The sequence below is a fragment of the Acinetobacter sp. 1566109 genome, assembly GCF_000582255.1.
In the GTDB taxonomy this organism is placed as follows: domain Bacteria; phylum Pseudomonadota; class Gammaproteobacteria; order Pseudomonadales; family Moraxellaceae; genus Acinetobacter; species Acinetobacter nosocomialis.
The window spans coordinates 83319-109087 of record NZ_JEYB01000001.1 but is presented as its reverse complement, the minus strand read 5'-3'; the positions used below and the strand labels follow the sequence as shown (position 1 = coordinate 109087).

21 protein-coding genes are annotated in these 25769 nt (G+C 39.2%); 13 read left to right on the top strand and 8 right to left on the bottom strand.

What is annotated here, in order from left to right:
* Positions 1 to 50: 50 nt before the first annotated feature.
* From holA to J582_RS06175, 4 genes are all read right to left on the bottom strand, one after another.
* Complete coding sequence (gene holA / locus J582_RS06190) at positions 51 to 1040, bottom strand: DNA polymerase III subunit delta (protein ID WP_002053357.1); 990 nt, start codon at positions 1038 to 1040, stop codon at positions 51 to 53.
* A 20-nt stretch (positions 1041 to 1060) separates the two neighbouring features.
* Positions 1061 to 1570: an LPS assembly lipoprotein LptE gene (gene lptE, locus J582_RS06185; protein ID WP_002053498.1), complete on the bottom strand. Its 510-nt coding sequence runs from the start codon at positions 1568 to 1570 to the stop codon at positions 1061 to 1063.
* Between the two features lie 27 nt (positions 1571 to 1597).
* Positions 1598 to 4222, bottom strand: a complete 2625-nt coding sequence (gene leuS / locus J582_RS06180; RefSeq protein ID WP_032047495.1) for a leucine--tRNA ligase — start codon at positions 4220 to 4222, stop codon at positions 1598 to 1600.
* A gap of 187 nt (positions 4223 to 4409) precedes the next feature.
* Entirely contained in the window at positions 4410 to 4763 is a 354-nt protein-coding gene (locus J582_RS06175) for a DUF4124 domain-containing protein (RefSeq protein WP_032047494.1), read from the bottom strand.
* 503 nt (positions 4764 to 5266) lie between these two features.
* Here J582_RS06175 and J582_RS06170 point away from each other — a divergent pair.
* The 5 genes from J582_RS06170 to J582_RS06150 all read left to right on the top strand — a co-directional run bounded on the left by J582_RS06170 (position 5267) and on the right by J582_RS06150 (position 12081).
* Entirely contained in the window at positions 5267 to 6991 is a 1725-nt protein-coding gene (locus J582_RS06170) for an acetolactate synthase 3 large subunit (RefSeq protein WP_002053493.1), read from the top strand.
* Positions 6991 to 7482, top strand: a complete 492-nt coding sequence (gene ilvN, locus J582_RS06165) for an acetolactate synthase small subunit (RefSeq protein ID WP_001215920.1) — start codon at positions 6991 to 6993, stop codon at positions 7480 to 7482. Before J582_RS06170 ends, ilvN begins: the two co-directional genes overlap by 1 nt.
* Positions 7483 to 7514: 32 nt before the next feature.
* Positions 7515 to 8531: a ketol-acid reductoisomerase gene (ilvC, locus tag J582_RS06160; protein ID WP_002053209.1), complete on the top strand. Its 1017-nt coding sequence runs from the start codon at positions 7515 to 7517 to the stop codon at positions 8529 to 8531.
* A 329-nt stretch (positions 8532 to 8860) separates the two neighbouring features.
* Positions 8861 to 10915, top strand: a complete 2055-nt coding sequence (locus tag J582_RS06155) for a GGDEF domain-containing phosphodiesterase (protein ID WP_022575773.1) — start codon at positions 8861 to 8863, stop codon at positions 10913 to 10915.
* A gap of 602 nt (positions 10916 to 11517) precedes the next feature.
* A complete protein-coding gene (locus J582_RS06150) occupies positions 11518 to 12081 on the top strand; it encodes a TetR/AcrR family transcriptional regulator (RefSeq protein ID WP_002053434.1) in 564 nt (187 codons plus the stop codon).
* A 234-nt stretch (positions 12082 to 12315) separates the two neighbouring features.
* Here the strand turns inward: J582_RS06150 and J582_RS06145 are convergent, their stop codons facing one another.
* On the bottom strand, positions 12316 to 12888 hold the full coding sequence (locus tag J582_RS06145) for a TetR/AcrR family transcriptional regulator (protein ID WP_002053226.1): 573 nt from the start codon (positions 12886 to 12888) through the stop codon (positions 12316 to 12318).
* Between the two features lie 330 nt (positions 12889 to 13218).
* Here J582_RS06145 and J582_RS06140 point away from each other — a divergent pair, with 330 nt between their 5' ends.
* The 7 genes from J582_RS06140 to J582_RS06110 all read left to right on the top strand — a co-directional run bounded on the left by J582_RS06140 (position 13219) and on the right by J582_RS06110 (position 22664).
* Positions 13219 to 14082 (top strand): hypothetical protein, encoded by an 864-nt coding sequence (locus J582_RS06140; protein WP_032047493.1) that lies wholly within the window; start codon positions 13219 to 13221, stop codon positions 14080 to 14082.
* Between the two features lie 228 nt (positions 14083 to 14310).
* Positions 14311 to 15903: a peptide chain release factor 3 gene (locus tag J582_RS06135; protein WP_004710644.1), complete on the top strand. Its 1593-nt coding sequence runs from the start codon at positions 14311 to 14313 to the stop codon at positions 15901 to 15903.
* 69 nt (positions 15904 to 15972) lie between these two features.
* A complete protein-coding gene (locus tag J582_RS06130) occupies positions 15973 to 16815 on the top strand; it encodes a hypothetical protein (RefSeq protein WP_032047492.1) in 843 nt (280 codons plus the stop codon).
* A gap of 87 nt (positions 16816 to 16902) precedes the next feature.
* Positions 16903 to 17844: an RsiV family protein gene (locus J582_RS06125; protein ID WP_032047491.1), complete on the top strand. Its 942-nt coding sequence runs from the start codon at positions 16903 to 16905 to the stop codon at positions 17842 to 17844.
* Positions 17844 to 18656: a TatD family hydrolase gene (locus tag J582_RS06120; protein WP_032047490.1), complete on the top strand. Its 813-nt coding sequence runs from the start codon at positions 17844 to 17846 to the stop codon at positions 18654 to 18656. The genes J582_RS06125 and J582_RS06120 overlap by 1 nt, the downstream gene beginning before the upstream one ends.
* A 124-nt stretch (positions 18657 to 18780) precedes the next feature.
* Positions 18781 to 21537, top strand: a complete 2757-nt coding sequence (gene acnA / locus J582_RS06115) for an aconitate hydratase AcnA (protein ID WP_032047489.1) — start codon at positions 18781 to 18783, stop codon at positions 21535 to 21537.
* 365 nt (positions 21538 to 21902) lie between these two features.
* On the top strand, positions 21903 to 22664 hold the full coding sequence (locus J582_RS06110; protein ID WP_000130925.1) for a ThiF family adenylyltransferase: 762 nt from the start codon (positions 21903 to 21905) through the stop codon (positions 22662 to 22664).
* A 64-nt stretch (positions 22665 to 22728) separates the two neighbouring features.
* Here the strand turns inward: J582_RS06110 and J582_RS25755 are convergent, their stop codons facing one another.
* On the bottom strand, positions 22729 to 22851 hold the full coding sequence (locus J582_RS25755; protein WP_009503237.1) for a hypothetical protein: 123 nt from the start codon (positions 22849 to 22851) through the stop codon (positions 22729 to 22731).
* 102 nt (positions 22852 to 22953) lie between these two features.
* On the opposite strand from J582_RS25755, the gene J582_RS06105 reads away from it, so the two are divergent.
* Positions 22954 to 23847, top strand: a complete 894-nt coding sequence (locus J582_RS06105; protein WP_032047488.1) for a LysR family transcriptional regulator — start codon at positions 22954 to 22956, stop codon at positions 23845 to 23847.
* A gap of 11 nt (positions 23848 to 23858) precedes the next feature.
* Here J582_RS06105 and J582_RS06100 read toward each other — a convergent pair whose 3' ends face one another.
* Both J582_RS06100 and dusA read right to left on the bottom strand, forming a co-directional pair.
* Positions 23859 to 24368, bottom strand: a complete 510-nt coding sequence (locus J582_RS06100; protein WP_002050979.1) for a hypothetical protein — start codon at positions 24366 to 24368, stop codon at positions 23859 to 23861.
* 336 nt (positions 24369 to 24704) lie between these two features.
* Entirely contained in the window at positions 24705 to 25721 is a 1017-nt protein-coding gene (gene dusA / locus J582_RS06095) for a tRNA dihydrouridine(20/20a) synthase DusA (RefSeq protein ID WP_032047487.1), read from the bottom strand.
* Positions 25722 to 25769: the final 48 nt, after the last annotated feature.

Genomic DNA, 25769 nt, shown 5'->3' with positions numbered 1-25769 from the left:
ACGTGAATTTTTATGATATTTCAACAAAGCAGACAAAGGATTTGACCGCTCTATTGTATAAATAATGTTTTCCCACACAACTCGGCAATCGCTTGTTGCATTAAATGTTCGGCATTTTCATTAGACATGCCTTTAATTGCCGCATCGATTTGCAAGAGTAGAGCAGACCATCCCAAAAATTGCTGTGGATTGAGTCTTCTTAAAGCTTGTTGGTATAAGCTAACTTTGGTTTTCCAAATACCGAGTTGCAATGCATTGTGTGGCTGTTCAAACAACTGCATTAATAAACGCATTTCTTTACTTAATGTCCATAAGATCAGACTTTCTGGTTCACCCGAACCAATTAAATATTGGAAAATCTTAATAGACTGAGCAAGATTGCCTTCTAATAAAGCATCGCTTAAATCATAAGTGGTGTAACGAGACTGATCTTGCAAACAAGCATATAACTGTTCAATTTGAATCAGTTTCTGGTCTGGGAAAGTATCTCGTACGCGCATCAAACTATTTTTAGCAGCGAGTAAATTGTGCTCATGATGTTGCATGAGCCACTGCCAAGCATCATTGTCGAGTTGAATTTCGAGCTTTTCTGCTTCAGCAGCTAAAATTCTTTGGCGGTCTTGCGGATAGTTTGCAGTAAGAGCAACAACAACGCCGTTTGCTTCAACAACTTGGAAAAAAGCAGACTTTAAGCTACTGCTATCTTGTTTGGGTAAAACAATTAACAGCAGGTTGGTTTCATTATGCTGAATATAACTTTTAAGCTGTTTTAAACCATTTGCATCGGGCTTGATATTGCCGTGAACTTCAATAGCAAGTTGCTGTGAAAATAAAGACAAGCTGTTCAGAGCATTAAAGACATTTTTCCAGTCACTCACACTACTAATGTCATAGCGCTGTCTTTCAATGTCTTGTTGCTGCCAGCTTTTACGGAAAGTATCTAGTAAATTTTGTTCAAGTAATGGTTCCTGACCATGCAGGATCCACGCACCCCGAGCTTCCGGAATGCGTTTAAGGGCTTGTAAGTAGTCAAGTTTCATTACTAAAGAATAGATAAATCTTATGGTTGAGCTTTTGGTAAGCGATTAGCTGAAATTTGACGAGTAATTTGCTGAGCAATGTCATCAATCACAATACGTTGCAAGTAACCTTCTTGCTGGTTTTCAGTGTTGACAGTTGCCAAGTCGTATTGATAACTACGAGCTGCGGTTAAAGTACGTGGCTCGGTAATTTTATTCCCTTGACGGTCTTCAATTTGGAAAGTCACAGTCAGACGTAATAGAACTTCTGTAAGCTTACCATTTAGAAGTTGACGACGAGGCGTGTACTCTAAAACATGAAGAACATAGGCGTCGTTGTCATTGGTGAGCTGAACGCCATTTGCTGTTAAGTACACTTTTAATTGTGTTTCTAAGTCATCGGTTTTTGCCGGTAACTCAAGGCTCAACTTTTTATAAACAAGTGGAGTCGCAGTCGGGTTAGTTCCTTTTAAATGGAAACCACACCCGACTAAGCCTGCACTAAGGCCTAAGGTTAAAACAACAGCGGCTAAACGTTGGGCTAAGTGCATGCTTGATCCTCTCATTAATACCTGTAATTAAACCACGAGGTTAACCAATTTGTTTGGAACCACAATTTCTTTTTTGGTTGGTCCTGTTAAGAACTGTTGAACTTCTGGTAACGCTTTAGCTTGAGCTAATAATTCATCTTTAGAAATATCAACAGGAACTTCAAGTTTACCGCGAAGTTTACCATTTACTTGTACAACAATCGTTTGGGTATTGCGTGTTAACGCAGAAGCATCAACTTCAGGGAAAGTTGCTTCTGTTAAGTCCGTACCAAACTGAGCCAATAAAGTCTGGCTTAAATGCGGAGCAAATGGAGCAAGCAACGTTAACAATGTTGTGATTGCTTCACGTTCTACAGCAACGTCGTTGTCATCTTTTGCTTCAAACTTATTGCTTGCGTTTAATAATTCCATTAACGCGGCAATTGCAGTATTGAATGCATGACGACGTTCAATATCATCACTTACTTTTTGAATCGTTTCGTGAGTCTTACGACGTAAATCTTGAGCGTCTTTAGACAAGTTTGCCGTATCGATTGCAGTTGCAGCATTTCCTTTTTCAAGGAAGCTTGCTACCAGACGCCATACACGTTTCAAGAAACGGTTTGCGCCTTCAACACCTGCATCAGACCATTCTAAAGATTGATCTGGTGGAGCAGCAAACATCATAAATACACGTGCTGTATCTGCGCCGTATTGATCGATAATTGCTTGTGGGTCAATACCGTTATTTTTCGACTTAGACATTTTTTCTTGTCCGCCGATAATCACTTCTTGACCATCACCTGAATATTTTGCAGAAATGATGCGACCTTTCTCATCACGTTCTAATTCGATGTCAGCAGGGTTGAACCAAGTTTTCTTACCATTTTCCGCTTCACGATAGAATGTATCTGCAAGCACCATGCCTTGAGTTAACAAGTTAGTAAATGGTTCATTACCTTGTACAACGCCTTCATCTCGCATTAATTTGTGGAAGAAACGTGCATAAAGTAAGTGAAGAATCGCGTGTTCAACACCACCAATATATTGGTTTACAGGAAGCCAGTTTTGAGCTGCTTCAGGTTTAACCATACCACCAGTGAAGTCTGGAGACGCATAGCGTGCGTAGTACCAAGATGACTCTACGAATGTATCCAATGTATCTGTTTCACGGCGAGCATCGCCACCACAGCAAGGACATTTTGTTTCATAGAATTCAGGCATTTTATTAAGCGGGTTACCTGAACCATCTGGAACAACATCAGTTGGTAATACAACCGGAAGTTGGTCTTCTGGAACTGTGACTTGACCACAAGTATCACAGTTAATCATTGGAATTGGACAACCCCAGTAACGTTGACGAGAAACACCCCAGTCACGTAAACGGAATTGAACTTTAGAGTTTGCTAAACCTTGTGGTTCTAATTTCGCAAGGAATGCGTCAAACGCAGCTTGGAATTCTAAACCGTCAAACTCGCCAGAGTTAACAAGTTTACCTTCTTTAGAACCGTACCATTCTTGCCACTCAGTTGCAGAGTAGTCTGCATCGTCAGCGCCTTTGGCATCAATCACTTGCTTAATTGGCAAGTTGAACTTGTTCGCAAATTCAAGATCACGTTCGTCATGGGCTGGTACAGCCATCACTGCGCCAGAACCGTAAGACATTAATACGTAGTTTGCGATCCAGACAGGAAGCTCCTCACCAGTGACAGGGTGTTTTACAAACAAGCCTGTTGCCATGCCTTTTTTCTCGGCTGTTGCCAAGTCAGCTTCTGCAACTGAACCCATGCGGCATTCTTCGATAAATGCAGCCAATTCAGGGTTATTTTCAGCAGCTTTAAGTGCAAGAGGGTGTTCTGCGGCAACAGCAACGTATGTTACGCCCATAAGCGTATCAGCACGTGTTGTATAAACAGTTAAGCCGTCAGCATAAATTTCGGTATTTGCAGATGGGAAAGTAATTTCCATACCTGTAGAGCGACCAATCCAGTTACGTTGCATGGTCAACACTTGTTGAGGCCAGCCGTCTTGTAAAGTGTCTAGGTCGTCTAATAATTCTTGTGCATAGTCCGTAATACGGAAGTAGTACATTGGAATATCGCGTTTTTCAACCAATGCACCAGAACGCCATCCACGACCATTTTCAACTTGTTCGTTTGCCAAAACTGTTTGGTCAACCGGATCCCAGTTCACTGTTGAAAGTTTACGGTAGATCAAACCTTTTTTATAAAGCTGAACAAACAACCATTGTTCCCAGTGGTAGTACTCTGGTGTACACGTTGCAAATTCACGGTCCCAATCAACAGATAAACCTAATTTTTTTAATTGGTCACGCATATAAGCGATGTTTTCAAATGTCCATTTTGCCGGAGCAACTTTATGGGCAATTGCAGCGTTTTCCGCAGGCAAACCAAAAGCGTCCCAACCCATAGGTTGTAGTACGGTTTCGCCTTTTAAACGATAGAAACGGCTAATTACGTCGCCAATTGTATAGTTACGCACATGACCCATGTGCAGTTTGCCACTTGGGTAAGGGAACATTGACAGGATGTAACGATGTTTACCTTCGACAGTGTCGGCAACTTTAAAGACTTTACGATTTTCCCAATCTTGTTGGACGGATGGTTCAATCGTGTTTGCTTGATATTCTGGGTCAATGTGAGAAATAGTCATAGACGTAAGCTATACAACGAAAATTGAAATGAAAGATTGCTGCACAGCATAGCGCAAAATAGAGGAAAATGTCAGTTTTTAGATCACGATTTTATCTTTTAATATGCGCTATAAAAATTTCCCAACTTATTCTTCTTTATTTTAAATCCGAGAAGAGTGGTGAAAGTATTCACCACTCTCATTTTACTTATCGTGGTGCTGAAGCTGATGGAGCAGGTGCGGATGCAGCAGGTGGAGCTGCTACTGCAGGCGCAGTTTTTTCCTGCGTGGCGTTAGCTGCTTCTGATACGGCTTTATCTGTTTTAGTCTGAGCTGGTTGTTCTGGGTTTGATGTCGGATTCTTTACGGAAGGCTGGGTACCGTAAGTTGAAACTTTGTTCAAATGTTTCGCACCCTTAGGTGGTGGCGTCGTGGTGTAATGTGTCGAGCCGTTTTTATCTACCCATTTATAATACTGCTCGGCCTGACTTTGAGTTGAGCAAACTAAAATTGCTGTGGTGATTGCTGTATATAAGCTTGTTTTTAAATAAGATAAATTCATATTAGATGTTCCCCAAAAAATACTGACTATATTTAAATAAAGTTCATAAATAAGCAATTTAGAATGCATGGTTTTATATAAAAAAGAGTATTTTTTTAATAAAAATGGAGAGGGAATGAACAAATTTACGGCTTAATATTAGATTAAAAAAACAACAGCTAAAACTTTTTATGGAAAAACCATTTCTTTATTCTTGACTTTGTATATAGAAACAACAAAAATGCTTTCTCTAGTTTTATATGTATTTACTCGATCACCCTTCGAATAAATATCATGTTTTGTAATAGACATTCTCTCTAGCCGAGAGATTGATTTTACTAAAGTATGTATATCCAGACATGCTTTATTAATGTTAAAACAGCTTATACGGCTGAAAAACAGAAATTTTTCTATTGCAACGAAAACTAGACAATATGTGTGCTATAACAGTGCAGACAATTCAATGAATGAAACACTATTTGTGCCTTCCATAAATAGTGATAAAAATTTTAGGGTGAATCACGTTGGAACTTTTATCTGGTGGTGAAATGCTCGTTCGTGCTCTTGCGGACGAAGGCGTTGAACATGTTTTTGGTTATCCAGGCGGCGCTGTATTACATATTTATGATGCGCTATTTCAACAAGACAAAATCAATCATTACCTCGTGCGCCATGAGCAAGCTGCTGGTCATATGGCAGATGCCTACTCGCGTGCTACAGGTAAGACTGGCGTAGTACTGGTCACTTCTGGTCCGGGCGCAACCAATACAGTAACTCCAATTGCAACAGCTTATATGGACTCAATCCCAATGGTGATTTTGTCTGGCCAGGTTGCATCACATCTGATTGGTGAAGACGCTTTCCAGGAAACTGACATGGTTGGTATTTCACGTCCTATCGTGAAACACAGCTTTCAGGTCCGTCACGCGAGTGAAATCCCTGCAATTATTAAAAAAGCATTCTATATCGCGTCAAGTGGGCGCCCTGGTCCAGTTGTAGTTGATATTCCTAAAGATGCGACGAACCCTGCAGAAAAGTTTGCCTACGAATACCCTGAAAAAGTGAAGATGCGTTCATATCAACCGCCTTCACGTGGCCACTCTGGTCAAATTCGTAAAGCAATTGATGAATTACTTACTGCAAAACGTCCTGTTATTTATACAGGCGGTGGTGTCGTACAAGGTAATGCTTCTGCGTTATTAACCGAACTTGCACATTTACTTGGTTATCCGGTAACTAACACACTTATGGGGTTAGGCGGATTCCCGGGCGACGATCCACAGTTTATTGGCATGTTGGGCATGCACGGTACATACGAAGCCAATATGGCAATGCACCATGCAGACGTAATTTTGGCGATTGGTGCGCGTTTTGATGACCGTGTAACAAATAACCCAGCCAAATTCTGCCCGAACTCAAAAGTGATTCATGTCGATATCGATCCTGCGACCATTTCAAAAACGATTATGGCGCATATTCCGATCGTTGGTGCAGTAGAGCCTGTTCTTCAAGAAATGTTGGCACAGTTAAAACAGTTAAATGTGTCTAAACCAAATCCTGAAGCAATTGCGGCTTGGTGGTCTCAAATTAATGAATGGCGCAAAGTTCATGGTTTGAAATATGAAAACCCATCTGATGGCACCATGAAGCCACAGCAGGTTGTTGAAACTTTATATAAAGTAACCAATGGTGATGCCATCATTACTTCTGACGTTGGTCAACATCAGATGTTTGGTGCACTTTATTATAAGTACAAACGTCCTCGTCAATGGATTAACTCAGGTGGTCTTGGCACCATGGGTGTTGGCTTACCTTATGCAATGGCTGCGAAGCTTGCTTTCCCTGACCAACAAGTTGTTTGTATTACGGGTGAAGCTTCAATTCAGATGTGTATTCAGGAGCTTTCAACCTGTAAACAATATGGCTTGAACGTAAAAATCTTGTGCTTGAACAACCGTGCTTTAGGTATGGTGAAACAATGGCAAGATATGAACTATGAAGGTCGTCATTCAAGTTCTTATGTTGAGTCATTACCTGACTTTGCCAAGTTAATGGAAGCTTATGGTCATGTAGGCATTCAAATTAATCATGCCGATGAACTTGAATCTAAGCTTGCAGAAGCAATGGCCATCAATGATAAATGCGTATTTATCAACGTTATGGTTGACCGTAGCGAACACGTTTATCCAATGCAGGTTGCAGGTCAATCTATGCGTGACATGTGGATTTCTAAAGGGGAGCGCATTTAATGAGACATATTATTTCTGTACTCGTTGAAAACGAAGCTGGTGCGCTTTCTCGTTTGGTGGGCTTATTCAGCCAACGTAACTACAACATTGAAACTTTAAATGTTGCACCAACCGAAGATCCGACATTATCGCGTTTGACGTTAACGACTTATGGCGATGACCATAAGATCGAACAAATTACGAAACAGCTCAACAAACTTGTTGAGGTGGTAAAAGTAGTTGATTTATCAGAAGGTTCACACATTGAACGTGAACTCATGCTAATCAAAGTAAAAGCATTAGGTGCTTCACGTGCTGAAATTAAGCGCACTGCGGATATTTTCCGTGCGCAAATTGTAGACGTGACACCAACAACCTATACCATTCAAATAGCAGGGACAACTGAAAAATTAGATGGTTTTATCGATGCGCTTGCAGAAAACACCATTCTTGAAGTCGTTCGCTCAGGTGTATCAGGTATCGCCCGTGGCGAAAAAGTTTTAGCCATTTAATTTTTTAAAAAGTATTTTAGCGGAGAACACAAATGCAAATTTTTTACGATAAAGACTGTGACTTATCAATCATCCAAGGCAAGAAAGTTGCGATTATTGGTTACGGTTCTCAAGGTCATGCTCATGCACTTAACCTTAAAGACTCAGGCGTAGACGTAACTGTAGGTTTACGTGCAGGTTCAGCTTCTTGGAAGAAAGCTGAAAACGCTGGTCTTAAAGTTGCTGAAGTCCCAGCAGCAGTTAAGCAAGCTGACCTCGTAATGATTTTGACTCCAGATGAATTCCAATCACAACTTTACCGTGACGTGATTGAGCCAAACATCAAAGAAGGCGCGACTTTAGCATTTGCTCATGGTTTCTCTGTTCTATATAACCAAGTTGTTCCACGTAAAGACTTAGACGTAATCATGGTTGCGCCTAAAGCTCCTGGTCACACTGTACGTTCTGAATTCCAACGTGGTTCAGGTGTTCCTGACCTAATCGCGATTCACCAAGACGCTTCTGGTAATGCACGTAACGTTGCGCTTTCTTACGCTTCTGGCGTAGGTGGTGGTCGTACAGGTATTATCGAAACTTCATTCCGTGAAGAAACTGAAACTGACTTATTCGGTGAGCAAGCAGTTCTTTGTGGTGGTGCAGTTGAACTTGTTAAAATGGGCTTCGAAACTTTGGTTGAAGCTGGTTATGCACCAGAAATGGCTTACTTCGAATGCTTACACGAACTTAAGTTAATCGTTGACTTGATGTTCGAAGGCGGTATCGCTGACATGAACTACTCAGTTTCTAACAACGCTGAGTACGGTGAATACGTAACTGGTCCTGAAGTAATTAACGAACAGTCTCGTGAAGCAATGCGTAATGCATTAAAACGTATTCAATCTGGTGAATACGCGAAGATGTTCATCCAAGAAGGTGCATTGAACTACCCATCTATGACAGCTCGTCGTCGTCAAAATGCTGCACATGGTATTGAACAAACTGGTGCTAAATTACGTGCGATGATGCCTTGGATTCAAGCAAACAAGATCGTAGATAAAGAGAAAAACTAATACTCTTTTCTATTGTTTAAAAAGACCCTGCTTCATGCAGGGTTTTTTTATTTTATTAGCCCCTAAAACAAGTTTAAAAAAACATCATTAAGGTCAATTGACCTAGACTTAAGAAATCCTATATTTTTCATATAATTGGATGCTTAATTTTTGTTTACTTTATTGATTTCTAAAGTAAAAAATACTTGACCAAATGTTAGATAATGTTATTGTTTATAACTGACTAAAAAAGTCGAATTTACTAATTTTTCTTTAACGTGTTTAATTGTATTTTGTGCAATGAGTTGAACAAAATAAAAAAAAGTATTGAATAATCATGGAAGTCCAATATGGGTCATGTTGATTACGATAGCACATTGATCGTCGGCTCTTTTATTGCGGCTGGCGCTATTTGCTATATTGTGATTTCCATGGAGCAGTTAATATTTAAGCAAACTTATAAAAAGATTGAGCCGTTTATTCTATTACTTAATGGATTATTACTCGCAGCAGCGATTAGTATTGTCCATATTGTCGGTATGCATGCTTACCATTTATTTGAAGCAGCTTCTTCGAACGTTCCTTTAATTACACTGTCTTTTGGAATTAGTGCTGTACTTTCAAGTGTCGCAATTTGGCTCACTTCCCGTTTTACACTACCATTATTTAGGTTGGTTTTAAGCTCAGTCATTATGGGCATTGGTATTTCAGCTTCATATTATGTGAGTATGCTGGGCTGGAATATTGATATTTATAAGAAAGATTACACCTCATTTCTCATTTTATTTTCTGTCTTAATTGCCATGAGTGGTTCAGGTCTAGCTTTTTTGTTGGCCTATAAATTAAAAGAGAGCGAGCGTAATCGAGTAAGTTTAAAACTCGCTTTTGCAGTCATGATGACTTTAAGCATTATGGGCATGCACTATACGGCACTTATTTCGACAAATATTACCGATAAATTTGTGAGCCAATATCAGGCTGAACATGACCTGTTGCTGTTTACTATTATTCTGGTTACATGTCTGGTACTGGTCGCGAGTTTTATTGTCGCCGTGCTGGAACAACGACTGAACCAACGAAATTTAGAACTCCGTAAAGCCAATAAAGAACTCGCCAATCTCTCCATTCAAGATAACTTAACTAAATTACCAAACCGACTTTATTTAGTTGATTACGCAGAAGTTCTTTTGTCAGATCATCGTTATAAAGACCAGAAAATTGCTTTTCTCTATATTGATTTAGACCGTTTTAAATCGGTAAATGATGCGTTTGGACACCACATTGGTGATCAGCTTCTTATTCAAATGGCCAATCGCTTACATTGGCAACTCAATGAAAAATGTAAGTTGCTTCGAATTGGTGGGGATGAGTTTTTATTAATAGCTGAAAATACCGATACTGAAGAGGCAATGCAACTTGCTGAAAAAGTATTGCAGCTTATTCAAGACAGTTACCAGATTTCCGGTAAAGAAATTAACATTTCGGCAAGCCTTGGCATCGCATTGTTTCCTGAACATGGGCAGAATGTTCAAGACCTGCTAATGAATGCCGATGCTGCCATGCTGATGTCTAAAGAGCAGGGCCGCAATACTTACACCGTCTTTAGTTATTCAACCCACCAACAAGAAACCAGAAGTCAGTCAAAACTGATCAATGATTTATATAAAGCAGTCGAAGAAAAACAATTTGTTCTTTATTACCAACCTAAATTTAATACCAATCTTGAGATTTGCGGGGTAGAGGCACTCATTCGCTGGAATCATCCATCTTTAGGTATGCTGACACCACATATGTTTATTGGTGGCGCGGAAAAGACAGGTTTAATTATTCCAATGGGATATTGGGCGCTTGAGCAAGCTTGCCAGCAAATTCAGGAATGGGAACGTAGCAATACGCAGTTTTATCCAATCGCAGTCAATTTATCGGCTTTGCAGTTTGAAAATAAAAAGCTCTTTAGTACCCTCGAAGGTTTGTTAAAAAAATACCAAATTAAGCCTCATCACCTCATTATTGAAATTACTGAATCAACTGCAATGCGACATATCGACTTAAGCATTCGTGCTTGTGAGCGGCTGCGTGATATGGGGATTCGTGTGGCAATTGATGACTTTGGAACAGGGCACTCAAGCTTCTTATATTTAAAAGACTTACCAGTCGATGAGCTTAAAATTGACCGTGGTTTTATTGTCGATTTAAAACCGGGCTCAAAAGAAGAAGTCATTTTAGAAAGTATTATTCATTTGGCGAAAAAATTAGGTTTAACCGTAACAGCCGAAGGGGTGGAAACTCAGCAGCAAGTCGAAATTTTAACGCGTTTAGGCTGTCAGCAGTTCCAAGGTTACTTGTTAGGAATGCCTGTAAATGTAGGGCAACTGATTCAGTCACAAGGCGCTCATTTTGTTTAACGAACTTGTGATAAATTTTAAAATTACAACTTTATATAATATCTAAAATAATAATTTAGTTAATCTAGTGAAAAACAATAAGAAATTTAAAAACTTGTCATAAATTCCACATTGACACTTCTAAACTCTCAGATTATCCTTTGCCTGCTGGCCTACATTTGCCAGCCGGTTGTCGCAGACCGTCTCACACCGCATCAGAGCTATTTCGTCTGAGGAATAGTTTTGTGTGTACTCTCGTTCCCTCCCGTAGCGGTAGGACGGGAGAGGGACACCTATGGTGTGCTAGTTGTGTGACTAGTCTGCGAACCCTCTTTCGTTCTGCCACCATAATTCTTTATTAATGCTTTGGCAGAACTCCCCATATAAGGAGTTGGCTGTGCATACTTTTTTTACACCTCCCGATTAGTCTTTAGCGTTGTTTGATCACTTTCGAGTTTTCAGGCTTTAGTTCGTCACGACTAAAAAATCATATCAACAATAAAACTTGAGATGCCTTAGGGCCATCTTTGGGGCCTTTGCATGCTTTTTTTGCCTAGAGCAAAAGTTGCGGCTGTTTTATCTCATTTAGACACAACAACAAATTATTTTATAACGGTACATATATGCCATATTCAGATCTCTCATTTCGCGCGTTAAGTGTGCTTCATACATCTCGTTATCTTTTTAATGACCATGGTTTTCACAACGTTGGTGTAGACCGCATTGTAGAAGAAGCGGAAGTGACCAAAACCACGTTTTATAAATATTTTCAGTCTAAAGAGCGGCTTATTGAAATGAGTTTAAACTTTCAAAAAGATGCTTTAAAAGAAAAAGTCTTCTCAATTATTTATACACAAAAAGATTTAGTGGTGCGTGAAAAGTTAAAGGAAATATTCTTTTTACATGTCAATCTGGAAGGGCATTATTATTTGCCATTTAGAGCTATTTTTGAAATTGAAAAAATTTACCCTACAGCCTATCAAGTGGTTATACAGTACCGTCAATGGTTAATTGATGAAGTTTATAAATTGCTTTTAACAGCGAAGAACGATGCTACTAAAAAAGATGCTCATATGTTTTTATTTGTAATTGATGGTGCCATTATTCAACTGCTAGATGAAACGAAGGCTGATAATAGAGAACTGTTATTGCAATATATTTTAAAAAGTATTTTTCTTAGTGATTAATTAATTAAATAGATGAGCTTAACTAACATTAGAGTTTTATTAATAAATTTTTTTAAGAAAAGCTTGAGCTTATATAAAATAAGGCCGCTATGCATTTAAAACATAACGGCCTAATCTATATATAGCTAAGAAGATGAAACAAGTCTGTTCATGTAAAAGAGTATGTATTCAAACTTTCGTATGGGTTAAAACAAGGTTTATTTATGAGATAGCATCATAAATAATTAAATCTATTTACGCAGCCGCACAGCTCTGCGTTGTTTCAAGCTCAATGAGTTTATTTATATAAGACCATGTTCTTTCAGCATTAATTTCTGGTTTATTAATGGTGCCATCAATAATAAGTCCATCAATAATATTTAGAAAAAGGCTGCTTAGAACTGTTGGATCTTCAATTTCTAGCTCTAAAAACATAGAGACTACTAAGTCGTAAATCCATTGTCTATATTGGTTCACTTGGCTTTTAATGGATGGATACATTTGTAAAACTTCTATAGTCGCTTTTTTAAATAAACAACCATAAAAATCTTCAGTATTAATCCAGTCTATATACCAGTTAAAAACATTTTTAAGTTTATTTAACGGATCATGTGCGCGGTTTACCTTTTCTAGTAAAGAAGCCTGCACTTCCAAAATTCTTCGCTGAAGGCATTCTTCAATTAAAACTTCTTTAGAAGAGAAGTACTTATAGAAAGTCATTTTTGCAACATTGGACTCAGCAATAATTTTGTCTACCCCAATTGAGGTATAACTTTTCTGATTAAAAAGGGTCATTGCTGTTGTTATAATCGTTTCTCTTTTTGACATTGGTTGCCCCGTCATAGATATTTTTTGATTAACTTTGCTATTGTAAAGTATGAAAGCTTAAATAAAACTTATTTTATGATATTTAAAAAATTATATTTATTCAATAGTTTGGTTTATTTTAAAAAACAATAATATATATTTTTTATTGGCAATAGTTTACTTTTTTAAATAATATTAATTAATCCATTGATTTGTTGAGATAATAAACATAATATCGACTCGTTAAGTATGGGTATATGGAATTTATCCTTTTAGCAATAGAGTGCGAAATGGAAATAGAGGGATAAGCCTTAGCTTAACTATAAGAAAAACTTTTTATTGAGAATGATTATGTCAAAAAAATTTGAAGACTTTGATAATCCAAGACAAAAAGCATTACAAGGTATGAAAAATAGTATTTCTGCCCAACAGTGGGAAGAAAACTTACAATTTCTCAAACAGTTAAGGAATAGAATTGCACATTTACCAGTAAGTCATCATCCAGCCATTGAAATATTAAATAACGGTTATCTTGATAAACAAACCTTGACACGTATTCATTTAGAATATCGTCATGCCATCGTACAAATTTTTACTGATGCTTTATTACAGGCACAGTTTTTAACAAAGCAATTGGAACCAAAGCTTCACTCTGGCGCCAAAATGTTTCCACGTGTGCTATTAAGCCTAAATATATTAGATGAATTTGGTTTTAGACCGGGTTTGGGTAAAGATAATTATTATTTAGGAAACCCTGAATACGCACATTATCCATTATATGAAGATTTATTAAATGACTACGGTTTGTCTGAGGAGGACCGCCGTAATTATAAACCTTCAAAAATTGCAGATCAGGTGAGAACATTTTTAGAAGCTTCTTATGATAGCTATATGAATGTAGTGGCTTTATTGGCTGTAGCAGAAGAAGAGGTTATTCTTTTTAGCCCGCCATTAAGACAAGCCACCAAGTTTGTTAATATTGATGTTGAGGGTGGTGGTTATTATCACGTCCACGGCGTCTCAACAGATGAAACAGCAGAAGCTGCTGATGATGATCATCAAGACGACTTGTGGTTTGCATTAGCACAAGCGATTACCAAAGATGATTATGAAAGCTTGACCAAACTATGTCTTGATTATTGTGCATTGTGGACTGAGTTTTGGGATGCACAAATTGCCGATGTTCATTTTATTGAAGAAAAGAAATTGGCATAAGTTTTTTAAGTTCACTCGTAAAAGCCTGTTTATATTGGACAGGCTTTTTTATTGGTGTGAGGACCCGAATTTTTATATTTTCACCAAAGTTATTTTCAAATAGGAAAACACGGGCCAACAACTCAACAATCTCTAAACAGTACCTATAAATCTGCTACAATTACGCCAATTTTTATTTTGATCGACTTTAGATCTTTGGCACTGCAGTCTCCGCAGTAGGTGTATTTCATGAGTTTTAAAGATGAGTTAGCGGCACAGGTCGCTCAACGACGCACATTTGCTATTATTTCCCACCCCGATGCCGGTAAAACCACCATGACAGAAAAACTGTTGTTATGGGGTAAAGCGATTCAGGTTGCAGGGATGGTAAAAAGCCGTAAATCTGACCGTGCAGCTACATCTGACTGGATGGAAATGGAAAAAGAACGTGGTATCTCGATCACCACGTCTGTTATGCAGTTCCCATATAAAGGTCACACCATTAACTTACTCGATACACCGGGGCACGAAGACTTCTCGGAAGATACTTATCGTACGCTTACCGCGGTTGACTCTGCACTGATGGTGATTGACGGTGCAAAAGGTGTCGAAGAACGTACCATCAAATTGATGGAAGTGTGTCGTATGCGTGACACACCAATTATTTCTTTCGTCAACAAAATGGACCGCGAAATTCGTGAACCACTTGAGTTGTTAGACGAAATCGAAAACGTTTTAAATATTCGCTGTGTACCAATTACATGGCCACTTGGTATGGGTCGTGACTTTGCTGGTGTATACAATATTCTTGAAGATAAATTGTATGTTTACAAAGCAGGTTTTGGTTCAACCATTACCGATATTGAAGTACGCGATGGCTATGATCACGCCGATATTCGTGAAAAAGTAGGTGAGTTGGCTTGGGCTTCTTTTGAAGAGTCGCTTGAGTTGGTACAAATGGCAAATGAACCATTAGACCGTGAACTTTTCTTACAAGGTAAACAAACACCTGTTCTATTTGGTACAGCATTAGGTAACTTTGGTGTTGACCACGTACTTGATGCATTTATGAACTGGGCGCCTGAACCTAAAGCACATCCAACGCAAGAGCGTATGGTTGAAGCGAAAGAAGAAGGTTTCTCTGGCTTTGTATTTAAAATTCAAGCCAACATGGACCCTAAACACCGTGACCGTATTGCCTTTATGCGTATTTGTTCAGGTAAGTACGAAAAAGGCCTGAAAATGAACCACGTGCGTATTGGTAAAGAAGTCCGCATTAGTGATGCCTTAACTTTCTTGGCTGGTGAACGTGAGCATTTAGAAGAAGCATGGCCGGGCGATATTATTGGTTTACACAACCACGGTACCATCCAGATTGGTGATACTTTCACTAGCGGTGAAAACTTACACTTCACTGGTATTCCACACTTTGCGCCAGAAATGTTCCGCCGTGTACGTTTGAAAGATCCATTAAAGTCAAAACAATTGCAAAAAGGCTTGAAAGAGTTGTCTGAAGAAGGTGCAACTCAGGTGTTTATGCCACAAATTAGCAATGATTTGATCGTAGGCGCGGTTGGTGTGCTTCAGTTTGACGTTGTTGCTTACCGCTTGAAAGAAGAATATAAAGTTGACTGTGTTTACGAGCCAGTAAGTGTAAATACTGTGCGTTGGATTCATTGTGATGATGACAAGATTCTTAATGAGTTCAAGAAAAAAGCACATGACCAACTTTCAATTGATGGCGGCGGTCACTTAACGTATCTTGCTCCTAGCCGAGTAAACTTGCAGATTATGCAAGAGCGTTGGCCTGATATTGAGTTCCGTAGTACACGTGAACACTAAGCATATAAATGTGACAAACAGCTTCGAACAGAAGCTGTTTTGTTTTGAAAAATAAGAAAGGATGATGAAATGAATTTGAGTAAAAAGGCTATTATTGCGCTTGTGGTTGCAGCTATAGCACTAATTTCTGCTATTTCTGCATTTGTCTGGAAAAGCACTCAGTCCTCATCATCTTCTGAAAAAAATATAGCTTCTGCCCAAAAGAATACTACTGAAAAGGCAGAGGTTTTACCTTACTTAAACTTGACTGAAACCAAGGCAAATTATGCAGTGCCTTTTTGTGAAAAGAAAAACTGTATTGATGTCGATATTCAAACCATAAAAACCCAAGATGCGTGGTTAAATAGCTGGATCGAAAAAAATCAGGCGAAAGTCATTCAGACTCAAATTAATTTGAAAAAAGATTTGAGCTTGCAACAAGCAGTTGATGCTTACGTTAAAAAGTCAGACGAATGGCAAGATAAATATTCTAAAAACCGTGCCTATGAATTACACATTCATACACGTATTGCTTCGCAGCGTAATCAATATGTATTACTACAACTGGCTTTGGACAGTAAACAAGAAGAGATCACCATAAAAGATCGTTATTATTTTTTCGTGGCTGATCGTAAATTGCATAAAAGCTTAACTTTGCTTGATGTACTTCAAAAAGACCAGCAAACCACTGTGCATCAAATCGTGCAAACTGCGTATCAGGATTGGCTGAAAAAACAAAATGCTGATGTTAAAAAAGACGCACCAAAAACTTTGTATTGGGGACAGGCCGACTGGTTCTTTGATGGTGAGGGTGTAGGTCTGCATTATCAGGCAAATCAGATTACCAAAGATGCGCCTCAGCTCGATATTTATTTAACGACAGAACAAACCAAAAAAATATTACAACCTGAGGTTTATGAACAAATGTTTTAAGTTGGTAGCAGAATTTGCAACCTACTTATAGATGCGCTAACTTCATATGAGTTATGCATAATCTTCTCAGAATAAAGGCAAAATATGATGTTAACTTCTAAGGCCTCGCTACGTTTGACGCTACTTGCTTCTGCACTATTTTTAGTGGCATGTCAGCCTAAAAGTGATCCTAAAGAGTCGAAAGATCAGCAAAAGCCAGCAGTGGTTGAGCAAAAGCCTGTGGAACTGACTTTAAAAGGGGAAACAGTTCAAAGTAAGGTGGTTTTGCCAGACTGTAGTGGTAAAATTTGCCCTGAATTTACTGTAGAGCGCTTGCAAAGTAACTATCCATTTATTGATAAGATTATTGACCAACAAGTTTTAAAAGCACTCGGACAGATTCTTGAAATTGCAGAACCAGATGCAAAAACAGCAAAAACTGATAAAAAGGCAGAAGCTTCGGGAGTTGCTGCTGCTGACCAACAAGATAGTTTCGATGCTCAGGTTCAGCGCTATGCAAACTCATTTATTGGTTTAGACAAGGAACTAAAAGAGTTAAGTAGTAATCATCAGATTAATCTTTTAGTAAAACCTAAAATCATACAGTCGCAAGGTAAGGTCGTAACTGTTGTGGTTAACAGTAGTAGCTATTTGGGCGGGGCACATGGTTCGGCTGCACAACACTATTACAATTTTGATTTAAAAGAGGAAAAGCAAGTTAAACTTGAAAACTTGCTGCGTCCAGAGAAAAAAGCCGCTTTAGAAAAGTTAGCACATGAGGCGTTTAAAGCTTGGGTGACTGACTCAAAACTTGCCAATAGTGTGAGTGAATATGAACAAGCTTGGCCATTTAAACTCACCGAAAACTTCCTGCTCGGTGATCAGGGCTTGATTCTTCAATATGGCGAATATGAAATTGGTCCTTATGTTGTGGGGTTGCCTCGTTTAGTTATTCCATACGACCAATTACAAGATGTATTGAAAGAAGAATATTTGCCGCAGCCTAAAGCGAAACCAGCTTCGACACCTGCCGAAAAAAGTGCTAGCTAATGCATTTGTTTGATACCCATACCCATTTCGATGTTGCCGATTTTGATGAAGATCGGCAGCAGTTAGCACTTGAGGCTAAAAAAGTGGGTGTGGATGCTTTGGTGTTAATTGGCTTTCTACAGTCACGTTTTGATGATTTGGTACACACTCATCATCAGCTCAAGCAGTGGGAGAAGGTGCCCGCTTCTTATTTAGCGCCGGGGTTGCATCCATTTTATATTGAGCAGCACAAATCAGAGCATCTTTCTCATCTTGAACAAATTTTGCAGCAAGAAGACTGCGTGGCAGTGGGTGAAATTGGCCTCGACACTTTTTTGAAAGAACATAAGCAGCCTGATATATATACAAAGCAAAAACAGTATTTTGCCGACCAGTTAGATCTGGCAACTCAATACCAAAAGCCAGTGTTACTTCATATTCGAAAAGCACACGGGGACGTATTAGCAATATTAAAAGCACATAAGTTTAAACTCGGTGGAATTGCTCATGCCTTTAGTGGTGGTGTGGAAGAGGCGAAAGGGTTGATTAAGCTTGGTTTTAAAATTGGTGTGACGGGACAAGTGACTAACCCGAATGCGAAAAAGCTTCATACTGTGGTACAGGCTATAGGTGCAGAGCATTTAGTGATTGAAACAGACTGTCCTGATATGACGCCGCTTTGCTGTCAAACTTCAACTGAGCAGCGTACTCGCAATACGCCTGTGAACTTACCTTATGTACTCAAAAGTTTGGCCGAAAATTTAAATATGGCCGAGTCAGATTTAGCTGATTTGCTGTGGAAAAACTCACTATCAGCATTGAAATTATCGTAATAAAAATCAAAGATTAGAAATAGTAACTAAAACAAAACACAGCGATGAAAAAAGAAGCTTAAAGTAAGAAAACAACATGTAAAAACGTGAAAGATAACATTGCCAGACATGGGAGGATAACCCAATGGCTAAGTATAGCAATATCAATAGTTTTAATGCTCTACAGACGCTAACAGTAGGTTCCAGCAATTATCAGATTTTTAGCTTAACCCAAGCCGAGAAAAAGCTAGGTGACATTGCCAAACTGCCGAAATCATTAAAAGTACTGTTGGAAAACTTATTACGGTTTGAAGATCAGCACAGTGTTAAAATAGAACACATTTATGCTTTAGCTGAGTGGCTAAAAACCCGTACTTCCGATCAGGAAATTCAATATCGACCTGCACGGGTTTTAATGCAAGATTTTACCGGTGTTCCGGCAGTTGTTGACTTGGCTGCAATGCGCGCTGCAATGGCACAAGCAGGCGGTGACCCTGAAAAAATTAATCCTTTATCACCTGTAGACTTAGTCATTGATCACTCCGTGATGGTGGACTATTTTGCCGATGATCAGGCTTTTGAAGAAAACGTTCAAATTGAAATGCAGCGTAATGGCGAGCGATATCAATTTTTACGTTGGGGACAATCTGCATTTAATAACTTTAGTGTTGTGCCACCGGGTACCGGTATTTGCCATCAGGTCAATTTAGAGTATTTGGCTCAAGCGGTGTGGTTAGGTGAAGACAATGGTCAAACCTTTGCTTTCCCTGACACATTAGTAGGTACAGACTCACATACCACTATGATTAATGGTTTAGGGGTTTTAGGTTGGGGTGTTGGTGGTATTGAAGCAGAAGCTGCCATGTTGGGTCAGCCTATCTCTATGCTTATTCCTGAAGTGATCGGTTTTAAACTGACCGGAAAATTACAAGAGGGAATTACGGCAACTGACTTGGTACTCACCATTACTCAAATGCTTCGCCAAAAAGGTGTGGTAGGTAAATTTGTAGAATTCTATGGTGATGGCTTAGCCGAGTTACCACTTGCTGACCGGGCGACCATTGCCAACATGGCACCTGAATATGGCGCAACTTGTGGCTTCTTCCCAATTGATGAAGTGACTTTGGGTTATTTGAAATTAACTGGTCGTCAAAGTGACCGTATTGCATTGGTTGAAGCATATAGCAAGGCACAAGGCTTATGGCGTAATCCAGGTGATGAACCTGTTTTCACAGATACCTTAAGTTTAGATATGAGTACGGTTCAGGCAAGTTTGGCAGGTCCAAAACGCCCTCAAGACCGTGTGCTTTTATCAGAAGTACCAAAAACGTTTAATGCGCTCATGGAGCTAACACTTAAGCCAGCCAAAGAAGCCAAAGAGCGTTTGGAAAATGAAGGCGGTGGTGGTACGGCTGTAGAAGCGACCAAAGCCAATATTCAGCATGAAAGCCCATCTTGTGTGATTGAAGGGCAGGAATATCCGTTAAATCATGGTGATGTCGTCATTTCAGCAATTACTTCATGTACCAATACCTCTAACCCAAGTGTAATGCTGGCGGCAGGTTTACTTGCTAAAAAAGCCATTGAAAAAGGCTTGCAGCGTAAACCGTGGGTAAAAAGTTCACTTGCACCTGGTTCTAAAGTCGTAACCGACTATTTATTGGCTGCTGGACTTACCCCGTATTTAGATGAGTTAGGCTATAACTTGGTAGGTTATGGTTGTACAACGTGTATTGGTAACTCGGGTCCTTTACCTGAACCAATTGAAGATGCAATTCAGTGTCATGATCTAAACGTGGCATCTGTACTTTCGGGTAACCGTAACTTTGAAGGTCGTGTACATCCATTGGTTAAAACCAACTGGCTTGCTTCGCCACCACTCGTAGTTGCTTATGGTTTAGTTGGGAATATCCGTACCGACTTAACGACTCAACCAATCGGGCAAGGTAAAGATGGGCAACCTGTTTACTTAAAAGATATCTGGCCAAGTCAGGCAGAAATTGATGCTGTCTTACAAAAAGTAAATACCGACATGTTCCACAAAGAATATGCTGCGGTGTTTGATGGTGATGAAAGCTGGCAAGCGATTCAGATTCCAAAAAGTAAAACTTACGAATGGGCTGATGACTCGACTTATATTCGCCATCCGCCGTTCTTTGAAGGCATTGGTGAGCCACCAAAACCAATTAAAAATATTGAACAGGCACGTATTTTGGCAGTGCTAGGTGATTCGGTAACCACCGACCATATTTCACCAGCGGGTAATATCAAAAAAGACAGTCCGGCAGGTCGATATTTACAAGAACAAGGTGTTGAGCCAAAAGACTTCAACTCTTATGGTTCACGACGTGGTAACCACGAAGTCATGATGCGAGGCACCTTTGCCAACATTCGTATTAAAAACGAAATGTTGGGTGGCGAAGAAGGTGGTAATACCATTCATGTGCCAAGTGGCGAGAAGCTTGCTATTTATGATGCGGCGATGCGTTACCAACAAGAACATACACCGCTTGTGATTATTGCTGGTAAAGAGTACGGAACAGGTTCTTCACGTGACTGGGCTGCCAAAGGTACGAATTTGCTAGGTGTTAAAGCTGTCATTGCCGAAAGTTTTGAACGTATTCACCGTTCAAACTTGGTGGGTATGGGCGTGTTGCCATTACAGTTTGTTGATGGTCAAACCAGACAGTCGCTTAACTTAACTGGTCATGAGGTTATTTCGATTCGTGGTTTATCGGATGGCATTCAGCCTCATGAAATTCTTGAAGTTGATGTGAAAGGGCCAAATGGGGTAGCAAGTCATTTTAATGTGTTATGTCGAATTGATACGTTAAATGAGGTTGAGTACTTTAAGGCAGGTGGTATTTTGCATTATGTGCTGCGGAATTTGATTGCTGGTTAATGTTGTCTTGAGATTAATACCAATCAATATTTTTATTGGTTGGTATTAATTGAGCTTTACATTAGAACTTTTCATTTTATTTGCTTGAGCTAATCATCATTCACAACCTGCCCATTATAAAAAGATAATAGTTTCTGCGATTCTTCTGATACTCGTGAACAGATGACAGGTTTTGTGAATGAGAAAGTTTTTGCTTACTTTTTTAAAAAAGTAAGAAGATTTAGCTGTTAGTACTTGAATTATAATGATAAGACTTGTCGTGAATTTAAATATCACCATCTCAAGTTTTCTTTGATCTGAAATACACTTTCTTCTGAAAAGCAGTAAAATACTCTCCGTGTTTTATATCCCCTCAAAGAGTAGCAATGACCGATCTTCAACAAGATGAATATGACCGCCGTTTTGCAGGTGTAGCCAAAATTTATGGTGATTCATCGTTCCAGCACTATGAAAAAAGTCATGTGATGGTGATTGGTATTGGTGGGGTCGGCAGTTGGGCGGTAGAAGCTTTAGCACGTACAGGTATTGGTGAGATCACACTAGTCGATATGGACGTAGTTGCGGCATCAAATGTGAATCGTCAGCTACCTGCGATGACATCTACTCTGGGCTGTGAAAAAGTTGAGATTATGGCGGAGCGTTGTCGCCAAATTAACCCGCGTATTAAAGTTAATATTATTGATGATTTCTTAACACCTGAAAATGTCGCAGAGCTTTTAAACCCTGTACCAGACATTGTTTTGGACTGCATCGATGACGTTAAAGCAAAACTGGCTTTAATGCTTCATTGTCGTTTTAACAAAATACCTTTGATTGTTTCAGGTGGGGCAGGTGGTAAGCTTGATCCACTTAAAATCCGTGTAGCTGATTTATCAAAAACAGAACAAGACCCAATGTTAGCGAAGCTACGTAGTCAACTTCGTGCTCGTGGCATCTGTAAAAAGCCAAAAGAGAAATTTGGCATTACCTGCATTTATTCTATCGACAATCCATTTTCAAGTGCAGATGTCTGCCCATCAGCTGGCTTGCGCTGTGGTGGCTATGGTTCAGCGGTAGTGGTGACTTCAAGCTTTGCCATGATTGCTGTGGCCGAAGTTTTGAAAAAGCTCGATTTAAAGAAAGCCTAATTTAAATATTGAAAAGGCATGCGCTTAGGTGAGGGCGTGCCTTTTGTCTTTTTAGAGAAACTATTTAATCGTACAGCTCTATGTGGTCTTGCTGGGGCTGTGTAGGTAGTTGCTGATCATAAAATTTAAAGCACCATAAAATTAAAATAACGATGGTGCATATTGCGAAACCTTTTAAATACTTCATGAAGAATTCAATCAAGTGAATGGTCTTAATAAAATTCTAGTCAAGGATATTCATCTAATCTAATATAGAAAATAGACCGAATGATCTAATTTTGAGATGGTAATGCTCACATTAAAACAATTCCAATATTTCATAAAAATTGTTGAAGAAGGGAGTTTTACCGCTGCTTCCGAAAAACTATTTATTGCTCAGTCTGCTTTAAGTCGACAAATGAAGCTATTAGAAGAAGAGATAGGTTTTCAGTTGTTTGATCGCACGGATAAAAGGGTAAAACTCACGACAGCGGGAGAAGTGTTTTATAAGAAAATAAAAGATAATTTGCTCTACTTAAATGAAATTATTGATCTTGCCAAGAGTGTTTCGGAAGGGAAAAACCGCCAGATTAAAATTGCTCATTCAAGTAGCATTGTTATGGATCATAAAAAGGTACAAATATTAAAAGAAGTTAGCTTAACGCAGCAGTTGAGTTTTGAGATCAATACCTTGTCATCAGAGCAGCAAATCTTAGCTTTAATGAACGGTGAAATTGATATTGGTTTTATTAGACCTCCCGTTCGGCACACTCTAGATGAGATGAGCATTCTTAAGTTATATGAAGAGCCTTTAATGGTGGCTATGCATATTGAGCATGCCAAATTCGCTAAAGCAGAAAAGGTTTATTTAAGAGACTTGAAAGATGAGTGTTTTGTAACTACACCTCATGCCGACAGAGGGGGCTTAAGTTATTTGGTCGCAAATCTGTGTTTAGCTACAGGATTTACTCCACAAAAAGCCCCCATTCTGTCACGTAAGGTTTCGCAGTTACAATTGGTCGCTGCAAATTTGGGAATCAGTATAGTTCCTGAAGAGTTCAAACAAATTTTGCCTAACCAAGTAAAGCTTTTACCTTTGGCAGATGATTTGTCATTCTCAGAAGTTTTGTTGGTTTATAGAAAAGATCAGGATGAAATGATTCAGCATTGTGCCGAGCAAATTCATCAAATGTTTCGATCTTAAAAAGCAGTAAATTAACCTAATCTGTAGTAAGTATAGGTGACGTTGTCATCTTTATAGACGTCGTAACTGCTTTGTTTGAAGTCCGAAACCCATTCACTTCCTGTGTAACCAGCGATGTGACCATAAACATGGTTGCGAGTTCTGTGAATGATGTAAATGTCGCCTTCTTGAGGCTCATCAAAAGCTGGGTTAATTTCTTTATAGCCAATCTTTTTCAGGGTATCGCCCCAATCAGATGCTGCAATTGGGTGGTTTTCAACATCGGCACCAGCAGATTCAAGTGCAAGACGAATGCTACGTGCACAACGAGCTTTGCTGCGTCTAGAAGTAACACTTTCTAGTTTTGCTACGAATTTTTCTACATCAATGGCGGGAGGGGTATTGCTTTCAGTGCGGTGATTATTGGGTTTCATGGTGAAGGGATAAGGAAGGCTTGGTGTGCTGTGTGATACAACAATCGCTGCCTGATTTGAATCCTGATACATATAGTTATCAGCTACTTGTCCGTCATAAATAATCATCGTGAAATCTCTACCCGTACTACCTATATCCGTATTTAGAAAATCACCACCTACCTGTGGCGTTCAGAGATACTAATTGCCCAAACTTAAAAGTTTTGTTTATGTTATGTAATAATGTATCTTTTTTCCAGTTTTTATTTCTGACTGCGAAAAAATAGCCTAGTTAAAATAGTGGCTAAAACTAGTAAAATTTAAGTGACTGATATTATTGAGTATAAATAAATAATCAGAGCTTAAATTTGAATATTTCGAGCCGACATTTGCGAATATACTCAAAATCTAAGTCTCTGATTTAAAATGCCACATTTTCTTACAATTTAAGAAGGCTGAGTGGGCTTAAGCCTGATGCTCTTTCACATATTCTTCAGTACGAATAATTGCAGCTTGCATGTTTCGAATAGCATTCTCGACATCAGTTAAAGTTTTTGCATTTCCACCGCTTAATGCTTGACGCCATTTACGGGCACCCGGTAGATTTTGAAATAAACCTAAAATATGACGCGTAATGATAGAGAGTGGAGCTCCTTCCGCCATACGTTGTTCAATATAAGGCAACATCTGTTCCATGATATCGAAACGGTCTGGTGCTTCTAAATTCCAAAGTTGGCCAAGCTCAGCAAGTAGGTAAGGGTTGTGATAGACTTCACGACCAATCATCACGCCATCAACATGCTGTAAATGAGCTTGAGTTTCGGCAAAAGTTTTAATTCCGCCGTTAATTTCAATCGTCAAGTGCGGGCGTTCTTGCTTTAAACGGTAAACATCTTCATAGCGTAGCGGTGGTACTTCTCGGTTTTCCTTCGGAGATAAACCTTTTAATATCGCAATACGGGCATGGACGACAAAGTGCGTGCAGCCCGTTGCCGCAACGGTGTCTACGAAGTGCAGCATTTCTTCGTAAGACTGCATGTCATCAATACCGATACGGTGTTTTACCGTTACTGGAATATTCACCGCTTTTTGCATGCTATGAATACATTCAGCAACTAAGTCTGGCTCTGCCATTAAACATGCGCCGATTTTATTGTTCTGTACACGGTCACTTGGGCAGCCTACATTCAGGTTGACTTCGTCATAGCCCCAGTCTTCAGCCATTTTTGTACAAGTGGCAAGTTCTTGAGGATTTGAACCACCGAGTTGCAGTACGATTGGGTGTTCTTGAGCGTTATAGTCCAAGTGGCGTTTTGCATCGCCAAATAAAATCGCGCCTGTCGTCACCATTTCGGTATATAGCACAACGTTTGGGTTAAACAACCGTGCAAAGAATCGGTAATCCTTTGTAGTCCAGTCCATCATTGGGGCTACACTGATTCTTGGAGATTTAATAGTTTCAATGGTTTTGTTAATAGTCATTAAAAATCATACCTTTAATCAGTGTTTTGCAACCTGTTTGAATCTGTG